The sequence below is a fragment of the Streptomyces sp. NPDC049813 genome, from assembly GCF_044465085.1.
Taxonomy (GTDB): domain Bacteria; phylum Actinomycetota; class Actinomycetes; order Streptomycetales; family Streptomycetaceae; genus Streptomyces.
Genome location: NZ_JBITLI010000011.1, coordinates 254628 through 280278 on the forward strand (window position 1 = coordinate 254628; position 25651 = coordinate 280278).

The window sequence follows — 25651 nt, forward strand, 5'->3', positions numbered from 1 at the left end:
GAACACGTCGGGTCCGCCGCCGCTCTGCTCGATGAAGCCGAAGCCCTTTTCGGAGTTGAACCACTTCACGGTACCGCTGGCCATACTGCTGTCCTTTAACTCTCGCCCGACAGGGTGCCGGGCTGGGATGTCGAGAGCGCTGTCCGATGATCACGGGCAGGCCTTGCACCGTTCTACCCCGCGCACGTGTGCACACACCAGCCCTGCCCCGGCCACTGTGCTCCGTTCTGCTGAGGGCCCGGCGATGACCCGCAGTGAGGGCCGCGCGGGGCGACGGCCGCGACGGTCGCGGGTCGCTCCCGGGCGGCGCGGCCCGGCGTCGGCGCCCCGGGCCGCGGCCCGCCTCCGGCAGCCGGTCCGAACTCGCCGTCGGCGACGGCGAGTTCGGACCGGTCTTCGGCGCGGCCCGCACCACGCGCCCGCCGGCGCGCGTCCCGCGCGGCGACGGGGGCGTCCAGCACCGCGCCGGACTCGCCGCCGAAGGGATGACGGTCGGCGACCGGGCGCGGGAGGCCGGATATCAATGGAGATCCCGAACAAGGAGGATTTCCCATGTCACCTCGGCTTCGCCCCACCCTGGGCGCGGTGGTCGGCGCCTCGCTGCTGCTCGCCGCCCCGACCGCGGCCGCCGCCCCGGCCGCCGCTCCGACCGCGGTTCCGGCCGCCGCACCCACCGAAGCGAAGGAGTTCGTCACCGTCGACCCGGTCGGCAAGGTGGCCGCGGACGGCACCGTGACGCTGACCGGCACCTACCAGTGCTCGGACAGCACCGGCCTGCCCCTCGTCTCCTCCTCCGTCCGCAAGGGAGGCTCGCTCGCCCGGCAGGGCATCGGCGGCAGCACGGCCGTCTGCGACGGCGCCGAGCACCGCTGGGAGAACACCGGCAAGGCCTCCGGGGGCGGGGTCGAGGCTGGCGCCGTGGAGGTGGAGGCCACCGTGATGGAGTTGCGCCTCCAGCACGGCCTGCCGCTGCCGTACTTCCACGCGGTACGGCAGCAGGACGTGACCCTGAAGGGCTGAGCCGAGCGGGTACCCGCCCCGGCCCGTCCGGCCCCGCGCGCGTCGCATCACCTCGTCGTGCGGTGTCGCGCCCTTGTGTCCCCTTCAACCGTTCACCCGTTCGGCCTAACGGCGGAGCTTCGGGCCGGTGTCGGCGCACCCGGCCGCGCGCGTGTCAGGACGGGGCCGTGCGGGTCCGGCGGCGCCGGTGATCTCCGTCCGCTGCTCAGCGGCGGGTGGCATGTGTTGCTGTGCACCAATTTGTGGTGTTTGGGTGAGGTGTTGGGGCACTCCGGAAGTGCCGACCTCGATGCGGAGGAGCTAGCGATGCTCACCCTCCAGACCACGGGCCTCGTGCTCGACAAGGACGTCATCGACGTGTTGATGGCTCCGGCGGAAGCGCCAGTGAGTGACGCTCCGATCCCCTCGCTGGAAGACGCGGGCGGCGGCGCCGGAGCTCTGCTTCTCGGCCTGGGCCTGCTGCTCTCGCCGAAGGAGCCGAAGGAGCCGAAAGGCCGGTGATCGACGAATGCTCACGCACCGCCCACAACGGGTCGGCTGAGCGTCTGGCCGGCCGTGTGCTCGACGCCCTGCGGGGCGCCGGGCACACGGCCGTCACGGCGGCCCACCTGGCCGACGCGGCCGCGCTGCCGCCGCAGGAGCAGGTGGCCGCCCTCGGCGCGGTCCGTCTGCTCGGTGCGGACGTCCTCGCGCCCGCCGTCCTGACCGGCGCCGCCCCCTCCGCCGAGGAGACCGTCGCCATCGCCGCGACGCTCGACGCGCTGCCGCCGTCCCAGCCGCCGCCCGCCGCACCGCCCGAGGGCGCGGAAGCCCCCTGGGTACGGGCCTGGATCGACTGGTCCCTGGTCACCGTGCTGACCCGCGTCGACCCGGGAGCCGTCGCCCCCGCCGCGCCGGAACCCCCGCCCCCGCCGCGCTGCGAGGCACCGACGGCGCCCCGGCGCACCCCCGCCACGGTCCACGGCGACGGCACCCGCGAGGGGTGGGTGCCCTGGTCGGTACGGATGGGACAGCTCGCCCCGCTCGCCCTGCCCGGACTGGACGGGCCGGTGCACGCAGCCGCCCGCGCGGGCGCGACGGGCCTGGCCCGCGGCGCCACCCGCGCCGTCCTGCGCCGTGACTACCCCACCGCAGCCCGGATCACCCGCTGGCTTGCCTGGCTGCACACCGAAGGCGTCCCGCTCCCCCTGGACCCGGCACCCCTCACGGCCCACCTGGCCCTCGTCGCCGGCGGCACCCGGGTAACCCTGGACACCACCATCGCCGCCCACCTCCTCGGCCAGGAATCCCCGTGACCCCGACCGGCGAGAGCGCCACGCGCCGGGCCCCCGCACGAGCCCGGCCCGGGCCACCCCCGCCGACCCGCCACCGGGAGCCGGCGTGAGCCAGGCCGACGCGAGCCCCGTCGCCCCGAGCGCCCACCGCAGGGGCCGGCACGAGCCCGGCCCGGACGACGCACGCCGACCCGTCATCGGGGGCTGGCGTGCGCCAGGCCGACGCGAGCCCGGTCGCCCCGAGCGCCCACCGCAGGGGCCGGTACGAGCCCGGCCCGGGCCACCCCCGCCGACCCGCCACCGGGGGCCGGCGTGAGCCAGGACAACGCTAGCCCCGTCGCCCCGAGCGCCCGCCGCAGGGGCGGGTACGAGCCCGGCCCGGACGACGCACGCCGACCCGCCGCCGGGGGCCCGGGCGAGCCGGGCCCGGGCGAGCCGGGCCCGGGCGAGCCGGGCCCGGGCGAGCCGGGCCCTCGCGAGCCACGTCCGCCTGTCAGCCCACCCGTGGGAAACCCGCGTGAGCCCGGTTCAGACGCTGCCCGTCGACCCGGGTCCCCGTCACCGGGCGCCCGCATGAACCCGGGCCACGCGACGTCCGTCCGTCAGCACACGAGCCCGGACGCCCGGACGGCCCCGCGCCGCGAGCCACCAACCCGCCCGCACCCGCACCCGGCCCAAGCCCACGCACCCGCCCAGCCGCACCCGCACCCCCGCCCAAGCCCACGCACCCGCTCAACCCCACGCCCCCGCCGCCAGGAGCCCACATGAGTCACCCGCCCGCCGAACTCGCCCACGCGATCAGCTCCCGGGCCCTGGGCTGGCTGCACGCCAACCGTGAGCACGGCGCCCTCTCCGACCTGCCCGACGCCGACCTCAGCGCGGACCGGGGCGCGTACAAGGCGCTGGGCGAGACCGCTCTCGCCGCCTCCCTGGTCCTGCGCAGCGGCGCTGCCGGCACCACCGACCTCGCCCTCGCCGGCGAACTGCTCGCCTACTGCTGGCAGCAGGCCGGCGAGGGCTCCCTGCTCTACGAGCGGCTGCTGCGCCACCCGTTGAAGACCGACCCCCTGGAGACGTACGCCCACTTCGTCCGCGGCGGCCACCACCACCGCGAACTGGACGAACTCCTCGCCCACACGGTCACCCTGCGGTCCACCCACGCCTCGGAACACGTGCCCAACCGCCGGCTCGCCGTCGCCAACGCCGTGCGGGTGACCGGCCTCGACCACGGCGCGGGCACACCCCGGTGGGAGGCGCTCACCCGAGCCACGTGGCTCGGAGCCACACCCGACCCCTGGCACATCGACTGGCTGACCGCGTACGCCGTCACCCACACCGTCTACCACCTCACCGACTGGGGACGGCTGCCCACGGGCCTGCCCACGGAGCTCGCCGCCTACCTCCGGTGCTGGCTGCCGGTGTGGACCGACATCTGGGCGGAGGCGGCCCACTGGGACCTGATGGCCGAGCTGATGATCGTCGAGATGTGCCTGCCCGAGGCGCACGTCGACCCCGAGGACTGGCGACGGCTGGCCGGGGTCCAGCACGAGGACGGCATGGTGCCCCGCGACGACCAGCCCGTCACCGACGACCCCGCCCAGCGCTTCGAGGACCACCAGCACCCCACCATCGTCGCCGTCATCGCCGGCAACCTCGCGCTCACCCGCGCCCTGGAAACCCCGCAGCCGCACTGATGCCGCCCGCCCGCCCCGCGTACGACCCGCTGTGGCCCGCCGCGACACCGCACCTCACGGCGCTGCTCGCCGCGGTGCCCGCGGACGCCGCGGTCGCCGTCGGCGTGCACCGCCGCGGCCGGCGCGCCCTCCTCGTCCACGGCACCACCGCCCACCACGGCGGCGCCCCCGCCGACGAGCGGACCCGCTTCGAGATCGGTTCGCTCACCAAGACGTTCACCGCGCTGCTCCTCGCCGAACAGGCCGCCCGCGGCGAACTGCGCCCGCACGACCCGCTCGCCCGCCACCTGCCGCCCGGCACCCGCCTGCCGCGCGGTGGCGCCGCCATCACCCTGACCCACCTGGCCACGCACACCTCCGGCCTGCCCCGGCTGCCCCCCGGCCTGCTGCGCACCGCGCTGCCCCACCTGTTCACGAGCCCGTACGCCGCCTTCACCGCCGCCGACACCCTCGACGCCCTGGCCCGCACCCGGCTGCGCGCGCGGCCCGGCAGCCGCGTCCACTACTCGAACTTCGGCGTCGGCCTCCTCGGCCACGCCCTGTGTGCCGCCGCGGACCCCCCGGAGCCCTCCCCGGGGCCACCGGAGTACGCCCGCCTCCTGCGGGAGCGCGTCCTGCGCCCGCTCGGCCTCACCGACACGGACGCCGGCACCCCGCCCGCGGACGCGCGCACGGCCGACGTCACCGGCTACTGGCACCACCGCCCCCGGCCGCCGTTCCGCATCCCCGGCATGCCCGCGGCCGGCGCCGTCCGCTCCAGCGCCCGCGACCTGCTCGCCCTCACCGAGGCACTGCTCGCCCCCGACGACGCCGGACCGGTCCCCGGCCCGCTGAGCGCCGCACTCACCGACACCCTCCGCCCCCGGCTCGCGCTGCGGCACGGCACCCGGCAGACCGCCCTGATCTGGAACGTCCGCCCGCTGCCCGACGGCTCACGCGTCTACCACCACTCCGGCGGCACGCGCGGCTGCACCGCCTTCGCCGGGTTCGACCCCGGGCGCCGCGTCGCCGTCGTCGCCCTCGCCAACTGCGCGCCCGGGCACGGCAACCGGCTCATCCAGCAGGCCTACGCCACCCTGCGCGCGCTCGGTGCCTGACCCGAACAGGGGCACCGCCGAAGGCAGGAGGGCGATGTGCATCCGCGGCGGCGTATGTGCGAGGGTGCTGCCCATGACGTCCGGCGGCGGAAAGATAAGTGTTGACCAGCAGGAACGGGTGGCGGTGGTCGCCCCGCGCGGTGAGCTGGACCTGCACGACCTCACCGAGGTCGTCGACACGCTGACGCGCGTGCTCACCGACACGTCGACCGACGCGACCCTGATCGACCTGTCGCAACTGACCTTCGCCGACAGCGCTTTCCTCAATCAGCTGCTGGTGACGTTCTCCGGGCACACCGTGAAGCGGCGCCCGCTCGTCCTGTGCGGGCCGCTGCAGGAGAGCGTGGAGCGGCTGCTCCGGGTCACCGGCACGGACACCATCCTGCCGCTGGTCCCCGGCCGACAGGACGCCCTCGCCCGGCTACGCGCCTCCGAGACGCCCTGAGGTCCTGTCTTCGCACAGGACCGCGTACGCCCGTCAGCGCCTCAGGCGCGCGGCGCCGGCGCCAGCACGGCCGTGATCGTCTTACCGCCGGCGTGCCGCTCGACCGTCACCGAGCGGGCCAGGTTCCGCACCATGAGCCAGCCGAAACCGCCGGGCATGGCCGGGTCGTGCGGGAGCAGCAGCGGCTCCTTGTCGCTGCGGTCGCTGACCTGCACCACCAGCGCGTGCTCGCGGACACAGGCACTGAAGCGGGTGATGCCCCCGCCGTGGCGCAGCGCGTTCGCCGCGAGTTCGCTCGCGATCAGCAGCGCGTCCTCGCGCAGCCGGCGCGCCTGATGGTGGGCGAGTCCCGCGCAGAGCGGGAGGACGGCCGTACTGGTCTCGGCGCGCGCCTGTGAGCAGGTCATGCGCTCCGTGAAGGGCATGGCGGGAGCGCTCATGGGGGAAGCCTCCTTGGTGCGTGTGCGTTCTTTCCTACGCACCCCGCGTGCCCGTCGGCGCCGGGCGCACACCTGGGGGCGGCCGCCGCCGGTTACCGTACGCGCATGCTGCACCTGCGCCTGATCACCCCAGCCGACACGACGGACGCCGTGGTGCGCCTGATCGAGAACACCGTCGGCACCACCCACCTGACGGTGCTGCCGGGCGCCGCCCGCGATCCGGCCGGCGACGTCGTGACGTGCGACGCCGCCCGGGAGGCGGGCGACGGACTGATCGAGGGGCTGCGCGCGCTCGGCATCGACGAGGTGGGCTCGATCGCCGTCGGCTCCATCGACCTGTCGCTGTCGCGCCGCGCCGACCGCGCGGAGGACGAGGCGCCGGGCGAGGGCGCCGACGCCGTCCTGTGGGAGCACCTGAGCGAGACCACGCACGAGGAGTCGACGCTCACCGTCACCTACGTGGCGTTCCTCGTCCTCGCCACGATGATCGCGGCCTGTGGCGTCGTGCTCGACAACGCGATCCTGATCGTGGGCGCCATGGCGGTCGGCCCGGAGTTCGGCCCGCTCGCCGGCGTCTGCACGGCCCTGGTCCAGCGCGCCCCGCGGCTCGCCCTGCGCTCGCTGATCGCGCTGCTCGTCGGCTTCGCGGCGGCGATGGTGGTGACGGTGGGCTTCAGCTGGTTCATGGACGCGGTGGGCCTGTTCAGCGAAGGCAGCCTGGAGGGCGAGCGCCCCAACACCGGCTTCGTCTACGCGCCGGACTGGTTCTCCTTCGTGGTGGCCGTGCTCGCGGGCGCCGCCGGCATGCTCTCCCTCACCTCGGCGAAGTCGGGCGCCCTGGTGGGGGTCGCCATCTCGGTGACCACGGTGCCCGCGGCGGCGAACGCCGCGATCGCCCTCGCCTACCGCGACACCGGCCAGACCTGGGGCTCCACCAAGCAACTCCTGCTGAACCTCCTGGGCATCACCCTGGCCGGCACCCTCACCCTCCTGCTCCAGAAGTACCTGTGGGCCCGCGAGCGCGCCCGCACCGCTGCCACCCCGCCGGCCTGAGGAGCCGCCCCCGGCACGGGGAGCCACCTGCGGAGGAAACCGCGCCGAGTGATAGGTATGAAAGGCCGGGCCCGGGGTAAGCGGGCCCGACGCACAGCTTCCGTACGAGCAGCACGAGCAGAGGGCGAAGGGGCAGAGCATGACCACCGTGGCTACGCAGCAGCAGGCTCAGGACCTCACCGCGCAGAGGGCGCAGGGGTTGATCGAGCGCGCGTACGCGGACCCTGCGTCGATCGCGCCCAAGGACGCCAGGGAGGTCGGCCGCCACTTCTTCGACCGGCTGGCCGAACTGGAAGAGGGCACGCACGAATACAGCTACGTGCGCAACGTGCTGATCGAGATGAACCTCTCCCTGGTGCAGTACGCGGCGTCGCGGTTCAAGCACCGCGGCCCGCAGGAGATGGAGGACATCGTCCAGGTCGGCACGATCGGCCTGATCAAGGCGATCGACCGGTTCGAGCTGACCCGTGAGGTCGAGTTCACCTCGTTCGCCGTCCCCTACATCACGGGCGAGATCAAGCGGTTCTTCCGTGACACCTCCTGGGCCGTGCACGTCCCGCGCCGCCTGCAGGAAGCCCGCATCGAACTGTCCAAGGCCACCGAGGAGCTGCGCACCCGCCTGGGCCGCACCCCGTCGACGGCGGAGCTCGCGGAGCTGATGCAGCTGGAGCCCGCCGAGGTCGCCGAGGCCCAGCGCGCCTCGAACGGCTACAACAGCATCTCGCTGGACGCGGCGGTCAACGGTCAGGACGACGAGTCCGACACCATGCTCGCCGACTTCATCGGCGTCGACGAGGAGCGCTTCGAGCTGGTGGAGAACTTCCACTCGCTGGCCCCGCTCGTCGCCGGCCTGGACGAGCGCGACCGGCACCTGCTCCACCTGCGCTTCGTCGAGGAGCGCACCCAGTCGGAGATCGGCGAGGAGCTGGGCTGCTCGCAGATGCACGTCTCCCGCCTGATCACCCGCGTCCTGAAGAAGCTGCGCGCGGGCCTGCTGACCGCCGAGTAGGACGCGCCGCCCCCCGCCGAGCGGGATCCGGGGCCGCCGCCGCGATCGTCGTGGCGACGGCCCCTACCTGTGCGCCCGCGGCCCCGGCGCGGAGCAGGACCGCTCCGTCCGAGCGGCAACGGGGGCGGCTGCGCCGGCCTCGTCCTCCATCAGGAACGACGCGACGAGGGACCGGATCGCCTCGGGGCGCTGCGCGGGCAGCGCATGGTCGCAGTCCGGGAACGTCACGAACCGGCTGCCGTCGATCGTCGCGGCGAACTCCCGCTGCCGGTCGACCGTGTGCAAGTGGTCGTGCTCGCCGGTGAAGACCGTGGTGGGCACCCCGCTCAGCCCCCCGGTCAGCCGGTGATGACTGGTCAGGCCCGCCTCCAGCCGGTCGATGTTGCCCGGGGTGCGCACCGCGTTGCGCAAGAAGCGCAGCATGAACTCGTGGGACAGGTCCCGGCGGTGCACGTGATGGCTCTCGTCCAGGCAGAGCAGGGCGGCGGAGAGCAGCCCGGCGAAACCGTCCGCGTCCCCGGCCCGCGCCCGCTCGACGGAGAGCCGCAGCTGTTCCAGGGCGTCCCGCGGCATCTGCTCGGGCACACCGCCGATCAGCAGCCGGGCCACCTTGCCGGGGTGGCGCTGCGCGTACTGGAAGGTGACGGCGGCGCCCAGGCTGTAGCCGTAGAGGTTGACGCGCTCGGCACCCAGGTCGTCGATGACGCCTTCGAGGCCGTCGCAGAGAATGCCGACGCTGTTGCTCTCCCCCCGGAACGAGGACGGGTCCAGGGTGGGCATGTCGATCGTGACCAGGCTCGCCTTCGGCAGGACGGTGCTTTCCAGGTACGTCCAGTTGTGCATGCCCTCCAGCACCCCGCCCATCGCGACGACCGGTTCGGTGCGGGGCTCGGGCTGGCGCAGCACCCGGTAGGTGTACGGCACCCCGCCCACGGTCAGGCTGCGGATCTGCTCGGCGTAGGCGTCGGACATGCTGCTCCTCGATTTCAGGCGCGGGTGAGGACGAGTACGGCGTTGTGGCCGCCGAAGCCGAGCGAGGTGCTCGCCGCGGCGTCCAGCCGGGCCGGGCGCGCGGCCCCGGCCACCACCTGCACGGGCACCCGCGGGTCCGGCCGGCGCAGATTGACCGTCGGCGGGACCAGCCGGCTCTCCAGGGCCAGCGCGGTCAGGGCGGCCTCGATCCCGCCGGCCGCCCCCAGCGCGTGCCCCGTCATCGCCTTGGTCGAGGTGACCAGCGGGCCGTCGCCGAGGACCCGGTGCAGGGCGGCGCTCTCGACCAGGTCGTTCAGGACGGTCGAGGTGCCGTGCGCGTTGACGTGGCCGATGTCGGCCGGGGCCACACCGGCGTCGGCGAGCGCGGACCGCAGCGCCAGCTCGATGCCCGCCCCGGACTCGTCCGGCGCGACGGGGGAGAAGGCGTCGTTGGACGAGCCGTACCCGGCCAGCCGGGCCCGCACGGTGGCGCCCCGGGCGCGGGCGTGCTCCGCTCGCTCCAGGACGAGGAGCCCCGCGCCCTCGCCCACGACGAAACCGTCCCGGTCGGCGTCGAAGGGCCGGCAGGCGCCCGCCGGGTCGTCCACCCGGGTGGACAGCGCCCGCATCTGGCTCGTACTGGCGAAGACCAGCCGCGACACCAGCGACTCCGCGCCGCCTGCCACCGCGATGTCGCAGCGCCCGGCGCGCAGCATCCCCAGCGCGGTGCCGATCGCGTCCGTGCCCGAGGCGCACGCGGTGCTGACCGCCAGGCTCGGCCCGCGGGCACCCAGGTCCCGGCAGACACCGCTCGCGGCGTTGTTGTTCACGCTCAGCGGGGCGACCTTCGGCGCGACCCGGCGGGCGCCGCGCCCGGAGAGCACCGCCTGCTGCTCGTCGTAGTAGCGCAGGCCGCCGTGGGCCGTGCCCACCACGACGGCGACGCGCGTGGCGTCCCAACTCCCCGGATCGAGCCGCGCGTCGGCCACGGCCTCGCGGGCGGCCACCACGGCCAGCTGCGCGAAGCGGTCAAGGAGCAGGGTGGAGCGGCCGAGCGCGGCCTCCATGTCGAGCCCGTCGACGGTGTACATGAAGTCGCACGGCAGGTCCCGCAGCTCCTCGGGCCGGCCCACACCCCGCGGCGCCCGGGCCGAAGTGACCTCGTCCCAGGTCTCCTTGGCGCTGTGGCCCGCGGCGGTGACCAGGCCGATCCCGGTCACCGCGACCGGCTCGGCCGCCGTGCCCGCGGCCCTCACGCGAGCGCCGATTTCTCGTGGACCAGGGCCTGCAACTCGCCCACCGTGCTGCGGGACGTCAAATTCGCGTCCTGGAGGTCGACGCGCAGCTCGTCCTCCAGGATCAGCCGCAGCTCCTCCAGGGCGAGGGAGTCGATGTCGAGCTGGTGCAGCGGCACTTCGGGACGGACGGAGCCCGGCGCGAGTCTGTACATCCGCGTGATCAAGGTCGTCACATGTTCCGCACTGTTCATGCCGCCCGCTCCTCGCTCACGCCTGTCGAACACTGTCCAACGGCCGCCCGCGCACGGAGGTGGCGCGGCCCGCGGGGTGTTCATCCGATCGAGGGGTGCCGGTCCGGCACTTTCAGTCATTCGACTGTCGTCCGCGGCCCGCGCCCTGGCCGATCCTGGGGCAGTCGCCCGCCTGCCGGTGCCGGGCGGTCGTCCCGCTCGCAGGAACCAGCCGTGACCGGAGGAACCAGCCGTGAACCGTACTCCCGTCGTCTTCGTCCATGGCGCGTGGCTGCACGCGCTCTCGTGGGAGGCATGGGTGGAACGCTTCACCAGCCGGGGGTTCCGCGCCCTCGCGCCCGGCTGGCCCGGGGAGGCGGCCACCGCCCGGGAGACGCGCCGCTCCCCGGGCCCCCTGGCCGGCCTCGACCTGGACGGGCTGGCCGAGCACTACGCGGGCATCGTGCGCTCCCTCGACGCACCGCCCGTGATCATCGGGCACTCCGTCGGCGGGCTCATCGCGCAGCGGCTCGTCGCCGCCGACGTCGGCCGGGCGGCGGTGGCCATCGCACCGGCCCCGATCAACCAGGTGCCGTTGCCCGGGGCGCCCGTCCTCCTGCGGCCGTCCGCAGGCGGCGCGGGCGGCGACCGGCTGGTGACGCTGTCACCGGCCCAGTTCCACCAGGTGCTTGCCAACACCGCGACCGCGGGGGAGTCCGGCCGGCTCTTCGAGCGCTACGCCGTGCCCGCGCCCCGGAGCCTGCTCACCGACCTCGGCTGCGGCGGCGCCGCGCGCAGCCCGCTCGCCGGGGTGGACACCGCCACCGCGCGCCGCGGACCGCTCCTGCTGATCTCGGGGCAGGAGGACCGGCTGGTCCCCGACGCCGTCACCCGCGCCGTGTACAAGCAGTACGGCGACTCCGTGGCCGTGACCGACCTCAAGCAGTTCGCGGACCGCGCCCACAGCCTGACGATCGACGGCGGCTGGCGCCTCGTCGCCGACCACGTGCTGGGCTGGCTGGAGGAGCGCGGCGTGCGCCCGCTCACCGTGCGCGGATGAACACCCGCGCGGACGTCAGGCGTTCTCGTCGCCGGGCAGCCTGCCCAGCGCGTCGCGCAGGGCGGCGCGGGAGGTGATGCCGAGTTTGGGGAAGACCCGGTACAGGTGCGAGCTGACCGTGCGCGGCGACAGGTGGGTCCGCTCGCCGATCTCCTTGTTGGTCAGCCCGCCCGCGGCCAGCTCCGCGATCCGGCGCTCCTGCCAGGTGAGCGCCGCCAGGTGCGCCGACGCGGGCAGCGACGACGCGCCGGTGGCCCGCAGTTCGGCGTGGGCGCGCCGGGCCCAGGGGGCGGCGCCGAGCCGGCCGAAGGCGTCGGCGGCGAGGGTCAGGGGGTGGCGTGCGGCCCTACGTCCCTGGGTGTGGCGCAGGTGGATGCCGTGGGCGAGGTGGACGCGGGCGAGTTCGAAGGGGAAGCGGGGAGCGCCGGGGTGGGACCCGGCCCGCTGGTAGAGGAGTTCGGCTTCGGCGGGGTCGGCGGTGGTCATGGCGAGGGCGCCGTACGTGGTGAGGGCGAGGCGCGGGGAGACGGCGGGGAGGTCGCCGTGGTGTGCGGCGAGGGCGTGGGCGCGGGCCTCCTGGGCGCGGCCGGTGTGCACGGCGGCCTCGACGAGGTCGAGGAGGGTGCGGCTGGCCTGGTGCGCGTACGGCTGGAAGGTGCCGGGGGGCGTGATGCCGATGGCGTGGAGGTAGGCGGCTTCGTAGTCGCCCTCCGCGAGGGCCGCGGTGGTGCCGATGGCGTCGGCGATCTGGGTGAGGAAGCCGATGCCGCGGGGGCGGGCCCAGGTGTCGACGGTGGCCTGGAGCTCCCGGGCGCGCTCGGCCTGGCCGCGCAGGGCGGCGAGCAGACCGAGGTAGGCCCGCGTGTGCTGGACGAAGAGGCCGTGCCGGTGCGCCGTCGTGAGCTCCAGGGAGCGCCGGCCGGTCCGCTCGGCCTCGTCCCACTCGCCGACCGCGATCTGGTCCAGCATGACCAGGTGCAGCATCGTCATGGCGTTGCCCAGGGCGCCCGTCTCCACCTCCCGGTCCACGCCGCGCTGGATGTGGGGCCGGTACTGGCTGAGGGTGTCCACGTGGTAGGCGGCGACCCCCAGCCGGCTGATGTCCCACGGTTCGAGCCGGTGGAGGCCGGCGAAGGCCCGCTCCACACGTGTGTGCACGCCCGGACCGCGCCGGACCACGTCGCCCCACGCGTCCTGGTAGATACGTGAGTACGGCGACACCAGGTCGCCCAGGGGAGCCAGCAGGTCATGGGTCCGCTCCCAGGCGGCCGCGTCACCCGCGTACTGGTTGATGGCCAGCAGCAGGTCGATCAGCCGGTTGAGGAGGGCGTTTGGCGCGCGTACCCCCTCGTCGCGCAGGGCCTCGATCGCCGCGAACACCTGGCGCTGCGAGGAGCGCACGTCACCGTCCTCGAAGAGCGCGACGTAGCCCGAGGCGATCACGGAGGCCGGCGACTCGTGGCCGCCCGGCCCGGGGTCCGAGTGGATCAGCTGCTGGGCCCGGCCGAGCAGGCCCGCGTGCCCGGCGATGTAGGCGGCGCTGCCCAGCCGCCGGGAGCGCTCCGCGTGGCTCTCGCTGAGTTCGGCCGCCCGGGTCAGCCAGGCCACCGCCGCCAGGGCGCCGCCCCGCCGGGTGGCGTGGTCGTGGTCCGCGGCCGCCTCCAGGACGGCCGCGGTCCCCTCGTCGGGGTCGACCGTCGAGGCGGCCAGATGCGTGGCCCGCCGCTCCAGGTCGTCCCGGTGCACCTGGGCGAGGACCGTGTGGGCCGCGCGCCGTTCGTTCGGCGTGGCCAGCTGGACGACGGTCGAGCTCACCAGGGGGTGGCGGAAGACGAAGGCGCCGCTGGCCGGGTCGGTGTCGAGGAGCCCGCAGGCCGCGGCCTCGTCGGCGTCCGCCATGCGATAGCGCGTGCCCCGGGTGTGCCCCGAGCCGGCGCCCGCCCCGACGCCGTCCAGGGCCCCGCGCAGCAGCTCCGCGCGGACGCCTGCGCCGAGGGCCTCGATGCGGGCGCCGTACACCTGTTGCAGGCGCTGGGGCAGCGGGACGCCGGTGAGTCCGAGGACGGACTCGGGTGTGCGTCCGGTCGGGCCGCCGCGCACGTAGGGCGGCAGCTCCAGCAGGGCCAGGGCGTTGCCCTGGGCCTCGTCCAGCACCAGTCGGCGGGTGCGGGGGTCGAGGTCCGGGTGCCGTGCGTCGAGGAGCTGCTCGGAGGCGGCCGCCGACAGCGTGGTCACGGCCAGTTCGGACAGCGCGGCGGTGTCGAACCCCGAGGGCACGTCGGAGCGGAGCGCGACGACGAGCCGCACCGAGCTGCCGGTGAGCCGCCGCCCCACGAACCCGCAGACCTCCGTGCTGGCGGCGTCCAGCCACTGACCGTCGTCGAGGGCCAGCAGGAGGGGCCGCTGCGACGCGGCGAGCGAGAGCAGGTCGAGCACCGCGATGCCCAGGGTCATCACCGAGGGGGGCGAGCCGTCGCTCCTGGCGAAGACGACGTCGAAGACCCGGCGGTGCACCGCGTCCAACTGGTCGATATGGGACAACAGCGGGTACAGGAACTGGTGCAGACCGGCGAACGGGAGCTCCGCCTCGGCCTCCACACCGGCCGCCCGGACCACCCGGTGCTGTTCCTGGTGAGCGCGGCCGACGACGTGTCCGAGCAGCGCGCTCTTGCCCACACCGGTGTCCCCCCGCAGCACCAGGGCCCGGCCCTCCGGCGCCGTGACGAACGCGGAGAGCACCCCCTGCTCCCGTTCCCGGCCGATCATGACCCCGGCGACCGACTCCATCGTCCCCCACTCCCTCCACCGCCACACGGACGCCCGACCGGCCGCCGGTACCCGTGCTCGCGCATGCCCGGCTCGGGGGCCACCCCCCGTGCGGGTGCCACACGTGTGCGCCAACAACATACCCATATGCTTGCCGCTGCGGCACCTGCCGGGCAGAGGCAGGCAACTGACGCGCGCGTCCGCCCGCCCGGGGGCCGAACCTCGTGAACTCACACGTATCATCACCGTCGACCTGCGCCTCGACCGTCCTGCCGGCCCCACCGGTCGGCAGGCGGGTCCGAGGGCCGGGCCGATCCGCCCGTCACACCGGGAACGAGGCTGACCGCTGCTCAGGTTCACGCGCCCACAAGTCGTCTCGCCTCAGATGCGAGACGGCCGCGTCCGGCCCTCCGTCACCCCCGTGGACGAAGAGCCGGACGCGGCCGGGCCTGCAGGGCCTTCCGGGTCATGGCCGGGCCCGCCGGATCAGCAGTGCGGCACCTCGCCGGACGGCCGGAAGACGTCCCAGCTCGACCAACCCGTGACCCCGGTGGCGTTGTTGCGGTGGTAGTACCAGCTGATGATCAGGTTGGGATTGGAGGTGGGGCCGTCCTGCCAGCAGTAGACGGTCGCGCCCTGCCCGGCGTACCCGAGCCCCTTGATCGTGGACGAACCGTTGGCCTGGGCCCGGATCCGCACCCCGGTCCCCAGGTAGTCACCGGGAGCGGAGGCGGCCGCCCGCGGGGCGGCGGCGGGCGCGGCCGGAGCCGGCTCGGCGGCGCCCGCGACCGACGCGGACAGCAGCAGGGCGCCCGTCGCGCCGAGGGCGGCGAGAGCGGCGACGAAAGGACGGCGAAGGACGTGCGTGTGCATGGCTGCTCCTCGGGCCGGGTCAGCAGTCGCCGACGACGATGTACGGGACGACGACGTCGTACCGGCCCCAGCCGGTCACGCCCGTCGTGGTGTCGGTGTGGTAGAACCACTCCTGACCTGCGACGACACGGCGGCACTGCACGGTGACGCCGTGGCTCGTGTAGCCGTAGCCGACCGTGGTGGAACCGGTGCTGGGCCGGGTGTGGATGCGGGCGCCGTTCACCAGATAGTGGCCGGCCGAGGACTGGGCGCCGAGCGTCTTCGCCGGTGCGGCGACCGCGTGGGCCGGCGGCGCGCTCCGCGCCGTGGCGGCGCCCGCTCCGGCCGTCACCAGGGCCGCTGCGGCGGCGACGCCGAGCAGCCCGCGAAACAGTACGTCGTGATGGGGCACGATGTGGTCCTTCCCCCTGCGGTACGTGCTGGTCGCCCCCAGCGTCCGGTACGCGCCCTGCAAGGACCTTGATACTTTCTTGCAGGGGCGCACAGACCGGCGTCGGGCAGGCCGCCGCGGCCGGCGGGCCGGCCGGACCGCGGCGGAACGAGGGACCGGCATGAGCATCGGCTTCACCCTTCTCGGCGAGGTGACCCTGCGCTCCCGGGGCGTCGACTTCGCCCCCGGATCGCCGCGCCAGCGCTGCGTCCTCGCCCTGCTCCTCCTCGACGTCAACCGGCCGGTGTCCGCGCAGACCCTCCTCTCCCGGGTATGGGGCGAGGCCGTGCCGCCCCGCGCGATGGCCTCGCTCTACAGCTACGTGTCCCGGCTGCGCGCCCTGCGCTCGGCCCCCGGCGACGCGGAGCGGTGGGACATCGTGCGGACCTCGGCGGGGTACGTGCTGCGGGCCGACGCCCACACCGTCGACCTGTTCCGCTTCCGCGCCCTGGTCGACCGGGCGCGCGCCGCCGACGAGCCGCGGGAGGCCGTGGCCGCGTACGGCCGGGCGTCGGCGCTGTGGCGGGGCGAGCCGTTCGCCGGACTGCGCTCCGACTGGCTCGACGCCCACCGCCGCACGCTGACCGAGGAGTACCGGCGGGCCCGCCTCGACCACTACGAACTCCTGCTGGACCACGGCGGACACGCCGACCTCCTCCAGCCCCTCACCGCGCTCGCCACCGAACAGCCCCTCGACGAACAGGTGGCGCACCTGCACATGCGGGCCCTGTACCGCACGGGACAGCCGGCGGCCGCCCTCACCGCGTACGAGCGGCTGCGGCGGCGGCTCGCGGAGCAGCTGGGCGCCGACCCCGGCCCCTCGCTGCGCGACCTTCACCGGCGCATCCTCGTCGCCGACGACACCCTGGCCGCCCCCGCCCCCGACCCTGCCCCCGCGCCCGCCGCCCCGCCCCACCGCATCCCGCGCCAACTCCCCGTCAGCCCGGCCGGGTTCGTCGGCAGGGACGACGCACTCCGCCTCCTGGACGGCCGCGACGGCCGCGAAGGCGACGGCCGCGACGGCCGCGAAGGCGACGGCCGCGACGGTGACGGCACCCGCGAAGGCCGCGACGGCGACGGCATCCGCGACGCCCACCGCGCCCCGGACGGCCAAGGGGCCCGCGCCGACCACGGCAACCGCGCCACCCATCCCGCCCCCACCGACACCCCCACCGGCGCCCCCGCCCCCACCGACACCCCCACCGGCGCCCCCGCCCCCACCGACACCCCCACCGGCGCCCCCGCCCCCACCGACACCCCCACCGGCGTCCCCACCTCCCGCGTCACCGTCATCGCCGGCATGGCCGGGGTCGGCAAATCCTGGCTCGCCCTGCGCTGGGCGCACCAGCACGCCGGCGACTTCCCCGACGGCCAGCTCTACGCCCAGCTCAACGGGTTCAGCCCCCGCGCCCGCCCCACCGACCCCGGTGACGTCCTGCACCTGTTCCTGATGGCGCTCGGCGCGGCCGAGAGCGAGCTGCCCGCCGACACGGAGGGCCGCGCCGCCCTCTACCGCACCCTGATGGCCGGGCGCCGGATCCTGGTGGTGCTCGACAACGCCCGCGACAGCGCGCAGGTCATGCCGCTGCTGCCCGGAACGCCCACCTGCCGCACGCTCGTGACCAGCAGGAACCGGCTGAGCAGCCTCAAGGTGCGGGCCGGCGCGGACCTCGTCGGCCTGGGCGTGCTGCCCGCCGGGGAATCAGCACGGCTCTTCGCCCGCCGGGTGGGCGCGGACCGCGCCGCGAACGACCCGGCGCTGCGCGACATCGTCCGCTGGTGCGCCGGACTGCCGCTGGCCCTCGACATCGCGGCCGCGCACGCGGACGGCCTGCCGGGCGCCTCCCTCGACCAGCTCGCCCAGGACCTGCGCGACCCGAGCACCCGCCTGGACGTCCTGGACGCCGGCGACGTCTCCGCCAGCCTGCGCGTGCTGTTCGCCGCCTCGCACACCGCGCTGGACGCCGAACCGGCCCGCGTCTTCGCCCTGTTGGGCCTGGTCCCGCACCAGGACGTGTCCCTGACCGCGCTCGCCCACCTCATCGAGAGCGACCCGACGCGGACCCGGCGCGTCCTGCGCGTGCTGGAAGAGGCCTGCCTGGTCCGCCAGCACCGGCCGGGCCGCCACCAGATGCACGACCTGGTCCGCCTCTACGCCGAGGAGCAGGCGGCCTGCCTGACCCCGGAGGAACGCGACCGGCACACCCGCCGCCTCGTCGGTTTCTACGTGCGCACGGCCCGGGCGGCCCACCGGGTGCTGGAACCGCACCGCACCGCGCAGGACCCGCCCGCGCTCGACGACCCCGGGCCCGCGCCCCTCGCCCTCGCCGACGCGCAGGCCGCGCTGGCCTGGTTCGACGCCGAGTACGCCTGCCTCACCGACGCCGTCCGGCTCACCGAACAGCGCGGCATGTACCTGGAGTTGTGCCGGCTGACCTCGGCGCTGCACACGTTCCGCTGGCGCCGCGGACTGTTCGAGGAGAGCATAAGAGCCTGGTACACGGCGCTGGACGCGGCCACCGCCCTCGGCGACCCGTCACTCGCCGCCCACACCCGCCAGCGGCTCGGCGTCGCCCTGGCGCAGGCCCAGCGCTACCCCGAGGCCCTGCCCCATCTCGACGAGGCCCTCGCGTGGTTCCGTACCGACGGCGACACCCGGGGCCTGACCCGCACCCACCACTCGCTCGCCGAGGTCCACGTCCGGATGAACGCCTACGAGCAGGCCCTGCCGCACTTCGCGCGGGCGCTGGCGGGATACCGCGAACTCGGCGACCAGGTAGGCGAGTCGAACACGCTCAACGGCACCGGCTGGGCCCTCGCACGGCTCGGCCGTTACGCGAGCGGCGAGGCCCACTGCCGCCAGGCGCTGCCGCTGCTCCAGGCCCACGAGGACGGCGAGGGGCAGGCCGCGACCTGGGACACGCTCGCCTACATCGCGCGCCGCACCGGCCGCACGCGCCGCGCCCGCGACGCCTACCAGCAGGCACTCACCCACTTCCAGGCCATCGGCAACGCCAACCGCGCCGCCGACACCTGGGCGTCCCTGGCGGAGACCCACGCCGACACCGGCGACCACGAGGCGGCACGCGAGGCCTGGCGGACGGCACTCGCCCTCTACCGGGAGCAGGACCGCACCACCGAGGCCGACGCGGTGGCCGAGCGGCTGACGCCTCCCACCGGCCTGCCGTAGCGAACGGAAAAGCGCCGTACCCAGCAAATGCGACATTCGCGAATATCCGCGTCACGCGAAAGGAAAAATTGTTCTCCCGTTTCCCCGGTGTTACTGTCCTGCTCATTGCGAGGGGGGTCCCGCATGCACGGGAGTTGTCAATCGGTCGGCTGAGCCGCGGTCATCACTCCCGTTCTCGCTCCTACCGCTTGAGCGAACTGGTCGAGCAGTACCACCGGTACTTTTTGTGAGACGCGATGAAATTCACCACCGCACTGCGGAGCAGCAGTGTGCGCTGGGCCGGCCCCGCTGTCCTGCTGCTGGCCGCCCTGTATTACGTGTCGGGGGAGACCACCCCGCCCAGCCAGTACCACCACTGGGCCCCGGCGATCGTGTCGGCTCCGCTCGTGACTCTTTACGCGCTCGCCTATGCGGCCGCCGCCGGGCTCGGCGTATGGGAGAGCGGGCGACTGCGCAAGGCACGTATCTGGGAAACGGCGCCGTCCCGGAGCCGCTGCCGGGTGGCGGCCGACGTTCTGCTGCCCGTGGTGATGGTGGCGTGGACCGTCCTGCTGCTGCCCCCGGCGATCTCTCTCGCACGCAGCGGCACCGCGCCGACCCCCGACTCCCTGCGGCTGCCCCTGACGGGCATGCTGATAGTCGTCTGCCACGCTGTCGCGGGATTCGCCCTGGGCTCGGTCCTGCCGCGGCTGATCGCGGCGCCGGTGGTCGCGGTCGTGGACTGGATCGCGGTGGCGTTCACCCGGGCCACCGAACCGTACTGGCTCCGCCATGTGTCCGGGCAGTTCGCCGGCGTCGGCTTCGGCGAGGTGCCCCGGCCGGTGTCCCTCGTGGCTCCCGTCCTCCTGGCGGGCGGCGTGGCCGCCGGCCTGCTGCTCCTGTGGCTGCCGCGCGGGCCCCGCGTGCTGCGGGGCGTCCTCGCGCTCGGCGTGGCCGCGGCCGGTGTCCTCGGCGCCCAGCACCTCGCCCGGGACTGGCCGCACGACCCTCCCACCGCCACCGGCCAGGCCCCCACGGACTGTTCGGGTGCGCACCCGCAGGTCTGCGTGCCGCGCGTGGCCTCCGGCAATCTGGACCGTGCCCGGCGCGAGGCGTCCCGGACGCTGAGCACCCTGCGCGCCGCCGGGGTCCCCGTCACCGCTCCCGACCGGATCGCGGACGTCTACACCGGGCAGGCCGCGACCGGTTCGGGCGACCGGGTGTGGCGGATGAGCCTCATGACCGCGGACCGACCCCATGAGGTGGGCTACCAAGTCATGGTCCGTGCGCTGGAGTTCCGCTGCGCCGAGGTCCCCCTCGTGCGGGCCCGCTCGGTGTGGCTGTGGGGCGCCATCCGCACCGGCCAGGTCGACATGTACCGGGAGCGCCGCCGGAGCGAAGGCGTCACGCCCGCGAGCGAGAAGACCGAGAGCCAGGTCGGCGACCGGGTCCGTGACGTCCTCGGCCGGTCACAGGCCGCGCAGCGGACCTGGATCCGCAGCAACCTCGCCTCCTGCCCGAAGAGCGCCACGGGGAGCACGGCATGAGGTGGTGGATCGGTGCCCGGCGGGCCGGGTTCACGGTCCCGCTGGCCCTGGCCGCCTTCCTGCTCCCGCTCCTCGCGGTGCAGAACATCCGGGTCGCCCTGCCGTCCCTGATCGGTTCGCCGCAGGTCGCGTTGACCCTCTTCGTGCCCGTCCCCCTCGTCGCCTGCCTCATGCATCTCCTGGAGTCACGGGTGCCCGCCCCGGAGGACTCCGGGGTGCGGCCGGTGGCCCGCTATGACGCCGCGCTCGTCAGCGCGGTGGCCGCGGCGGCACTGTGCTGCGCGCTGCTGACCGCCGCCCTCGGCGGTACGCAGGAGGCCGCCGCGGCGGGCCGCAACGTGCTCTTCCTGACCGGTCTGCTGCTCCTGAGCCACACCGTGTTCGGCCCCTCCGCGGTACTGGTCCCCGTGGCCTGGCTGGTTCTCGTCGTCGGCATCGGCTTCCGGGGCAGTGTGCCGCGGTGGTGGACCGTCGTGCCGCACTCCGCCGACGACGTCCCCGCGGCCGTCGTCTCCCTGCTGGCCTTCGCCGCCGGCCTGGCCGCTCTGCTCTTCGCCCCGAGGAAGGCCCCGTGACCCTCGAACTCACCCGCTGCACCTACCGCTACCGGCGCGGACGCCGGCCCGTCCTGCGGGACTTCGACTACGCGCTGCCCGACGGACTCTCCGTCCTGCTGGGCCCCAACGGCGCCGGGAAGTCGACCCTGCTCAAGCTCGCGGCCTCGGTGGCCAAGCCGCAGCGCGGCAGCGTCCGGCTCGACGGGATCGCGGCCGGGAGCCGGCGGTACCGGCAGGACGTGGCGTGGATGCCGCAGGACATCACCCCGGTGCCCGGTCTCACGGCACGCGAGTACGTCGCCTACATCGGCTGGCTCAAGGGCATGAGCCGGCCCGACGCCTGGAAGGGCGCCCGCCAGGCACTCGCCCGGGTCGACCTCCGCGACCGGATGAACGAGCGCAGCGACCGGCTCTCCGGAGGCCAGCTCCGCCGCGTCGGCGTCGCGGGCGCCCTGGTGCACGGGGCGCGGGTGCTGCTGCTCGACGAACCGACCGCCGGGCTCGACCCGTACCAGCGCCGGGTGTTCCGGGACCTGCTCGCGGGGCTCACCGGTGACATCCGGGTGCTGCTGTCCACCCACGACGTCGCCGACCTCGCCGAGGAGGCCGATCACGTGACCGTCGTCCACGAAGGCCGGATCATCCACCACGGCGACACCGGCTCCTTCCTCGCCCGCACACCCGCCGGCACCGTCGAGGGCCGGGCGGCCGAGGGCGCGTACACGGCCCTGTTGCGCGACCACGGCGCCCGGGCCTGACCTGGGGCGGTGTCCCGCAACGAGCCGGTGTGCGGGCTCAGTTCATCTCCGCCATCATGTGGCCGAAAAGCGGTGTCGAGCCCGTTCGCGGGTGCGTCGAGCAGCCGGACGGGCGGAGCGCCGAGTGGGGTGGCGCCGGGGCCGGGCCGCCGCCCGAGGCCGCGCGAGAAGGTCCGTCGGTCCAGCTCAGGCCAAGGCCCGTGTACGACGAAACAAGAAATTAACGAGGCGCCCGCGCCGATGAGTTGGGACGTCCCATGCCCTCCGGCGGTCGGTGTGTCCCGGGCGGTCCGCCATTACCCTCACACCCTTTTGACGACCCCTGCGTGAGCACGCAATTACGCAATGTATTCGTGGTGTGTGGGGGTTGGGTCGGGCTGATGGTGACATGACCCTGATGCGCTATGATCCGTCGACCGTCTCCTCTGGCGCCGACAGGTGACACAACCGTCGCGCATACCTCTTACCGGGGAATGGCGGTTCACACCTGGAAGGATGACGATGACGCGTTGCCTGGTTGCGGCCATATCGTGGGAGCGCGTGCATCTCACGCTGACCGTCAGGGTCTCTGGTCTCACAGGAGATCCTAGTGCCCTGCGCTTTGTCATCATTGACAATGACCGTGAATTTCCGGTGAATGCTCGGCAGATCGACGCCGAACAACACGTCCTGGAGATCAACGTCACCAACTTCCAGGACCGGCGACAGGTGCCCAACGGCACGTGGCGCATCGTCCCGGTGCTGAACGACGAGCGGTTGCCCGAGGCCACCTTCGACCTGTCGCAGGCGGACCGGCTCGACGCCGACTCCCGCACCTTCCTGTACGACCGCAACCGCTCGGTCTACGTGATCGCCTTTGGTATCTCCGACGACGAGGACCACCCGGCGTTCCTCATGCGCACGTACCAGCTGTTCCGCGGCGGCGGCGCCCCCAAGAACCCGGTGAAGAAGCCCCTCGGCAAGCGAATATCGCTGAAGGTCCTCCCGCGTGCCCGGCGCCGCAAGCTCGCCCAGCGCGTCTACGACACGGCGCGCCGGCTGAACCCGCCGCGCGGCAACCGCATCCTGTTCGCCTCCGAGATGCGCACCGGCATGGGCGGCAACCTGGCCCGTGTCCACGACCGGATGGTCGAGCGGGGCCTGGACAAGAAGTACGAGTTCAACCGCTCCTTCCGCATCCCCTCGACGGCCAACAAGCGCAGCACCCTGCGCCTGATCTACCACCTGGCGACGTCGGACACCGTCCTGATGGACGACTACTTCGGTCTCCTGGCCAACCTGAACATCGCGCCCGAGACCAAGATCATTCAGCTGTGGCACGCGGGCAGCGGCTTCAAGGCGGTCGGCTACAGCCGGTTCGGCCGCTACGGCTCGCCGAAGCTGACCAACGCCCACCGCAAGTACACCTACGTGATCACCGGGTCCAAGCACCTGGTGCCGGTGTACGCCGAGGCGTTCGGCATCGAGGAGTCGGCGGTCGTGCCGACCGGTCTGCCGCGTATCGACACCTTCCTCGACCCGGCGCACTCGCAGAAGGTCAAGGACGACTTCTTCGCCGCCTACCCGCAGTTCCGCGGCAAGAAGCTCGTGCTGTTCGCGCCGACGTTCCGCGGCAAGAGCATCGGTGACGCCCACTACGACTACGACCGCCTGGACTTCGACAAGCTCTACGAGGTCTGCGGCGACGAGTACGTCGTGCTCTTCCGGATGCACCACTTCATCGACGAGGCCCCGCCGATCCCGGCCGAATACGCCGACCGGATCGTGGACTTCGCCGCTTTCCCCGACACCAACGACCTGCTGCACGTCACCGACGTGCTCATCACCGACTACTCGTCCGTGATCTACGAATACACGCTGCTCGACAAGCCGATCCTGTTCTACGCGTACGACAAGGACACGTACTCGGTCGTCCGCGGATTCCACCGGGACTACGACTCCGTCGCCCCCGGCACGATCTGCGTGACCTTCGACGAACTGCTCAAGGCGCTCCAGGAGAAGGACTTCGACCTCACCAAGGTCGAGGAATTCCGCCGGGACAACTTCGACTACGTCGACATGAATTCGGCGGACCGCGTGATCGACTGGCTGGTCGTCGGTGACCACCACCCCGAGTCGGGCGCCCGACGCCCCTGGCTCGAACCCGTCCCAGATGATGCCGAGCTGAGCGACGAGCCGCTGAGCGACCAGTCGGAGGTATGAGTCATGAACGTTGCCCTGCTTTTCGCCGGCGGTATCGGTTCGAGAATGAACAGCCGTGCCCTTCCCAAGCAGTTCCTGGAAGTCCACGGCAAGCCCGTCATCATCCACACCCTTGAGCATTTCGAGGCGCACCCCGACATCGACGCGATAGCCATCGCGATCCTGCCGGAGTACCGCGAGCACCTGGAGAGCCTGCTGCGGCGCTACGAGATGCAGAAGGTCAGGTGGATCGTCGACGGCGGCCGCACCGGCCAGGAGTCGCGCCACAACGCGCTCAAGGTGGTCGCCGCGGAGTGCCCCGAGGACACCGTCGTGCTGCTGCACGACGGCGTGCGGCCGCTGATCGACGCCAAGCTGATCACCGCCAACATCGAGACGGTCGTCGAGCACGGCTCGGCCATCACCTGCACCAAGTTCAACGAGACCGTGGTGTCCAGTGAGTACGACCACATCGACGACGTGATCCCGCGCGACCACATCTACGCCGCCCAGGCCCCGCAGAGCTTCCGGCTCGACGAGATCCTCTCGCTGTACGACCGCGCGGTCGAGGAGGGGGAGCACGACAGCATCGACTCCTGCTCGCTCATGCACCGCTACGGCCGCAAGATCTACCGTGTGGTCGGCCCCCGTTCGAACATCAAGATCACGACGGCCGAGGACTTCTACCTGTGCCGGACGTACTTCGAGATCCTTGAGAACCAGCAGATCGTAGGCATATGACCACCCCCACCACTGTCACCAGCCAGGTCGTCGCGCGCGACCTCGACGAGATCCTCGCCCGCGACCTGCCGTGGGACGCGCTGCGCGGGTCCACCGTCCTCGTCACGGGCGCGAGCGGCATGCTCCCGTCCTACGTCGTCTACACGCTCCTCGCGCTCAACGACCGGCACGACGCGGGCATCACCGTGCACGGCCTGGTGCGCAACGGCGACAAGGCCCGGCGGCTGCTCGCGGACGTCCTCGACCGCCCCGACTTCCACCTCCTGGTCCAGGACGTGGCCGCTCCGCTGGAGCTCGAGGGCCCCGTCGACTACGTGATCCACGGCGCGAGCGCCGCCCGGCCGGCCCTGCACGGCAGCAAGCCGGTCGCGACGATCAAGGCGAACCTGCTGGGCACGTTCAACCTGCTGGACCTCTGCGTCGACAAGGGCAGCCGCGGCTTCCTGCTGATGTCCTCGGCCGAGGTCTACGGCGAACAGCCCCCGGAGACCGAGCTGATCGCCGAGAACAGCTACGGCGGCTTCGACATCCTGAACCCGCGCGCCTGCTACGCGGAGGGCAAGCGGGCCGCCGAGACGATCTGCGCGACCTACCAGGCGCAGCACGGCATCGACAGCCACATCGTCAGGTTCGGGCACGTCTACGGCCCCGGCATGGCGCTCGACGACGGCCGCGTCCAGGCCGACTTCGCGGCGAACGTCGTGCTGGGCAAGGACATCGTGCTCAACAGCGACGGCTCGGGCGTGCGGACCTACACCTACGTGGCCGACGCCATCGCGGGTCTGTTCTACGCGCTGCTCCAGGGCGACCAGGGCGCCTACAACGTCGCGGACCCGGCCGGCCTGATCTCGATCCGGCGGCTGGCCGAGCTGTTCATCGAGGTGCGCCCGGAGCGCGAACTGCGGCTGCGCTTCACCAATGAGTCCGACGAGCGGTCCTACAGCTTCTCCAAGAAGCAGGGTCTGGACAGCACCCGGCTCGCGGAGCTCGGCTGGGGCGCGGTGGTCGACCTGCCGACCGGCCTGAACCGCATGGTGACCCACCTGGAGTCGACGACGGCCTGACCCGAGGCCGCCTCGCGCTCCACGCGTCGGCGA

24 protein-coding genes are annotated in these 25651 nt (G+C 73.5%); 16 read left to right on the forward strand and 8 right to left on the reverse strand.

Annotation, left to right across the window (positions count from 1 at the left end; translation table 11 throughout):
* Window positions 1-84 (reverse strand): cold-shock protein (locus ACIBW6_RS23210; RefSeq protein WP_399062617.1); only part of this gene is annotated, 84 nt, incomplete at its 3' end.
* Window positions 85-552: 468 nt separating this feature from the next.
* On the opposite strand from ACIBW6_RS23210, the gene ACIBW6_RS23215 reads away from it, so the two are divergent.
* The 6 genes from ACIBW6_RS23215 (at window position 553) to ACIBW6_RS23240 (ending at window position 5530) form a co-directional block, all read left to right on the forward strand.
* Window positions 553-1020 (forward strand): DUF6299 family protein, encoded by a 468-nt coding sequence (locus ACIBW6_RS23215; RefSeq protein WP_399062524.1) that lies wholly within the window; start codon window positions 553-555, stop codon window positions 1018-1020.
* Window positions 1021-1326: 306 nt separating this feature from the next.
* Window positions 1327-1521, forward strand: coding sequence for a hypothetical protein (locus ACIBW6_RS23220; RefSeq protein ID WP_399062526.1), 195 nt, complete (start codon window positions 1327-1329; stop codon window positions 1519-1521).
* A complete protein-coding gene (locus ACIBW6_RS23225; RefSeq protein ID WP_399062528.1) occupies window positions 1518-2315 on the forward strand; it encodes a hypothetical protein in 798 nt (265 codons plus the stop codon). Before ACIBW6_RS23220 ends, ACIBW6_RS23225 begins: the two co-directional genes overlap by 4 nt.
* A 743-nt stretch (window positions 2316-3058) precedes the next feature.
* Window positions 3059-3988 carry a DUF6895 family protein gene (locus ACIBW6_RS23230; RefSeq protein ID WP_399062530.1) on the forward strand — a complete coding sequence of 310 codons (930 nt, stop codon included), beginning with the start codon at window positions 3059-3061 and terminating at the stop codon, window positions 3986-3988.
* Complete coding sequence (locus tag ACIBW6_RS23235) at window positions 3988-5085, forward strand: serine hydrolase domain-containing protein (RefSeq protein ID WP_399062532.1); 1098 nt, start codon at window positions 3988-3990, stop codon at window positions 5083-5085. The genes ACIBW6_RS23230 and ACIBW6_RS23235 overlap by 1 nt, the downstream gene beginning before the upstream one ends.
* A gap of 73 nt (window positions 5086-5158) precedes the next feature.
* Window positions 5159-5530: an STAS domain-containing protein gene (locus ACIBW6_RS23240; protein ID WP_399062534.1), complete on the forward strand. Its 372-nt coding sequence runs from the start codon at window positions 5159-5161 to the stop codon at window positions 5528-5530.
* Window positions 5531-5571: 41 nt separating this feature from the next.
* Here the strand turns inward: ACIBW6_RS23240 and ACIBW6_RS23245 are convergent, their stop codons facing one another.
* Window positions 5572-5970: an ATP-binding protein gene (locus ACIBW6_RS23245; protein WP_399062536.1), complete on the reverse strand. Its 399-nt coding sequence runs from the start codon at window positions 5968-5970 to the stop codon at window positions 5572-5574.
* Window positions 5971-6075: 105 nt separating this feature from the next.
* Between ACIBW6_RS23245 and ACIBW6_RS23250 the strand changes: the two genes are divergently transcribed.
* Both ACIBW6_RS23250 and ACIBW6_RS23255 read left to right on the forward strand, forming a co-directional pair.
* On the forward strand, window positions 6076-7023 hold the full coding sequence (locus ACIBW6_RS23250) for a DUF389 domain-containing protein (protein ID WP_399062538.1): 948 nt from the start codon (window positions 6076-6078) through the stop codon (window positions 7021-7023).
* A gap of 139 nt (window positions 7024-7162) precedes the next feature.
* A complete protein-coding gene (locus ACIBW6_RS23255; RefSeq protein WP_399062540.1) occupies window positions 7163-8032 on the forward strand; it encodes a SigB/SigF/SigG family RNA polymerase sigma factor in 870 nt (289 codons plus the stop codon).
* Between the two features lie 63 nt (window positions 8033-8095).
* Here the strand turns inward: ACIBW6_RS23255 and ACIBW6_RS23260 are convergent, their stop codons facing one another.
* Genes ACIBW6_RS23260 through ACIBW6_RS23270 form a run of 3 tightly spaced genes read right to left on the reverse strand, consistent with a single transcriptional unit; the run spans window position 8096 to window position 10493 of the window.
* Window positions 8096-9004 carry an alpha/beta fold hydrolase gene (locus ACIBW6_RS23260; protein WP_399062542.1) on the reverse strand — a complete coding sequence of 303 codons (909 nt, stop codon included), beginning with the start codon at window positions 9002-9004 and terminating at the stop codon, window positions 8096-8098.
* A 14-nt stretch (window positions 9005-9018) separates the two neighbouring features.
* Window positions 9019-10260, reverse strand: coding sequence for a beta-ketoacyl-[acyl-carrier-protein] synthase family protein (locus ACIBW6_RS23265; protein WP_399062544.1), 1242 nt, complete (start codon window positions 10258-10260; stop codon window positions 9019-9021).
* A complete protein-coding gene (locus ACIBW6_RS23270) occupies window positions 10257-10493 on the reverse strand; it encodes an acyl carrier protein (protein WP_399062545.1) in 237 nt (78 codons plus the stop codon). The genes ACIBW6_RS23265 and ACIBW6_RS23270 overlap by 4 nt, the downstream gene beginning before the upstream one ends.
* 232 nt (window positions 10494-10725) lie before the next feature.
* Here ACIBW6_RS23270 and ACIBW6_RS23275 point away from each other — a divergent pair, with 232 nt between their 5' ends.
* Window positions 10726-11532: an alpha/beta hydrolase gene (locus tag ACIBW6_RS23275; protein WP_399062547.1), complete on the forward strand. Its 807-nt coding sequence runs from the start codon at window positions 10726-10728 to the stop codon at window positions 11530-11532.
* 15 nt (window positions 11533-11547) lie between these two features.
* On the opposite strand, the gene ACIBW6_RS23280 is transcribed toward ACIBW6_RS23275, so the two are convergent.
* From ACIBW6_RS23280 to ACIBW6_RS23290, 3 genes are all read right to left on the reverse strand, one after another.
* Window positions 11548-14319 (reverse strand): AAA family ATPase, encoded by a 2772-nt coding sequence (locus tag ACIBW6_RS23280; protein ID WP_399062549.1) that lies wholly within the window; start codon window positions 14317-14319, stop codon window positions 11548-11550.
* Between the two features lie 465 nt (window positions 14320-14784).
* Window positions 14785-15171 carry a hypothetical protein gene (locus tag ACIBW6_RS23285; RefSeq protein ID WP_399062551.1) on the reverse strand — a complete coding sequence of 129 codons (387 nt, stop codon included), beginning with the start codon at window positions 15169-15171 and terminating at the stop codon, window positions 14785-14787.
* A 19-nt stretch (window positions 15172-15190) separates the two neighbouring features.
* Window positions 15191-15562, reverse strand: coding sequence for a hypothetical protein (locus tag ACIBW6_RS23290; protein ID WP_399062553.1), 372 nt, complete (start codon window positions 15560-15562; stop codon window positions 15191-15193).
* Window positions 15563-15722: 160 nt separating this feature from the next.
* On the opposite strand from ACIBW6_RS23290, the gene ACIBW6_RS23295 reads away from it, so the two are divergent.
* From ACIBW6_RS23295 to ACIBW6_RS23325, 7 genes are all read left to right on the forward strand, one after another.
* Window positions 15723-18791, forward strand: a complete 3069-nt coding sequence (locus tag ACIBW6_RS23295) for an AfsR/SARP family transcriptional regulator (RefSeq protein WP_399062554.1) — start codon at window positions 15723-15725, stop codon at window positions 18789-18791.
* A gap of 236 nt (window positions 18792-19027) precedes the next feature.
* Window positions 19028-20317, forward strand: a complete 1290-nt coding sequence (locus tag ACIBW6_RS23300; RefSeq protein WP_399062556.1) for a hypothetical protein — start codon at window positions 19028-19030, stop codon at window positions 20315-20317.
* The gene (locus ACIBW6_RS23305) at window positions 20314-20892 is read left to right on the forward strand and encodes a hypothetical protein (protein ID WP_399062558.1); all 579 of its coding nucleotides are present in this window, start codon (window positions 20314-20316) and stop codon (window positions 20890-20892) included. Before ACIBW6_RS23300 ends, ACIBW6_RS23305 begins: the two co-directional genes overlap by 4 nt.
* On the forward strand, window positions 20889-21632 hold the full coding sequence (locus ACIBW6_RS23310) for an ATP-binding cassette domain-containing protein (RefSeq protein WP_399062561.1): 744 nt from the start codon (window positions 20889-20891) through the stop codon (window positions 21630-21632). Before ACIBW6_RS23305 ends, ACIBW6_RS23310 begins: the two co-directional genes overlap by 4 nt.
* 633 nt (window positions 21633-22265) lie before the next feature.
* A complete protein-coding gene (locus ACIBW6_RS23315; protein ID WP_399062563.1) occupies window positions 22266-23834 on the forward strand; it encodes a CDP-glycerol glycerophosphotransferase family protein in 1569 nt (522 codons plus the stop codon).
* A gap of 3 nt (window positions 23835-23837) precedes the next feature.
* Window positions 23838-24554 (forward strand): 2-C-methyl-D-erythritol 4-phosphate cytidylyltransferase, encoded by a 717-nt coding sequence (locus ACIBW6_RS23320; protein ID WP_399062566.1) that lies wholly within the window; start codon window positions 23838-23840, stop codon window positions 24552-24554.
* On the forward strand, window positions 24551-25618 hold the full coding sequence (locus tag ACIBW6_RS23325; protein ID WP_399062568.1) for an NAD-dependent epimerase/dehydratase family protein: 1068 nt from the start codon (window positions 24551-24553) through the stop codon (window positions 25616-25618). The genes ACIBW6_RS23320 and ACIBW6_RS23325 overlap by 4 nt, the downstream gene beginning before the upstream one ends.
* Window positions 25619-25651 lie beyond the last annotated feature (33 nt).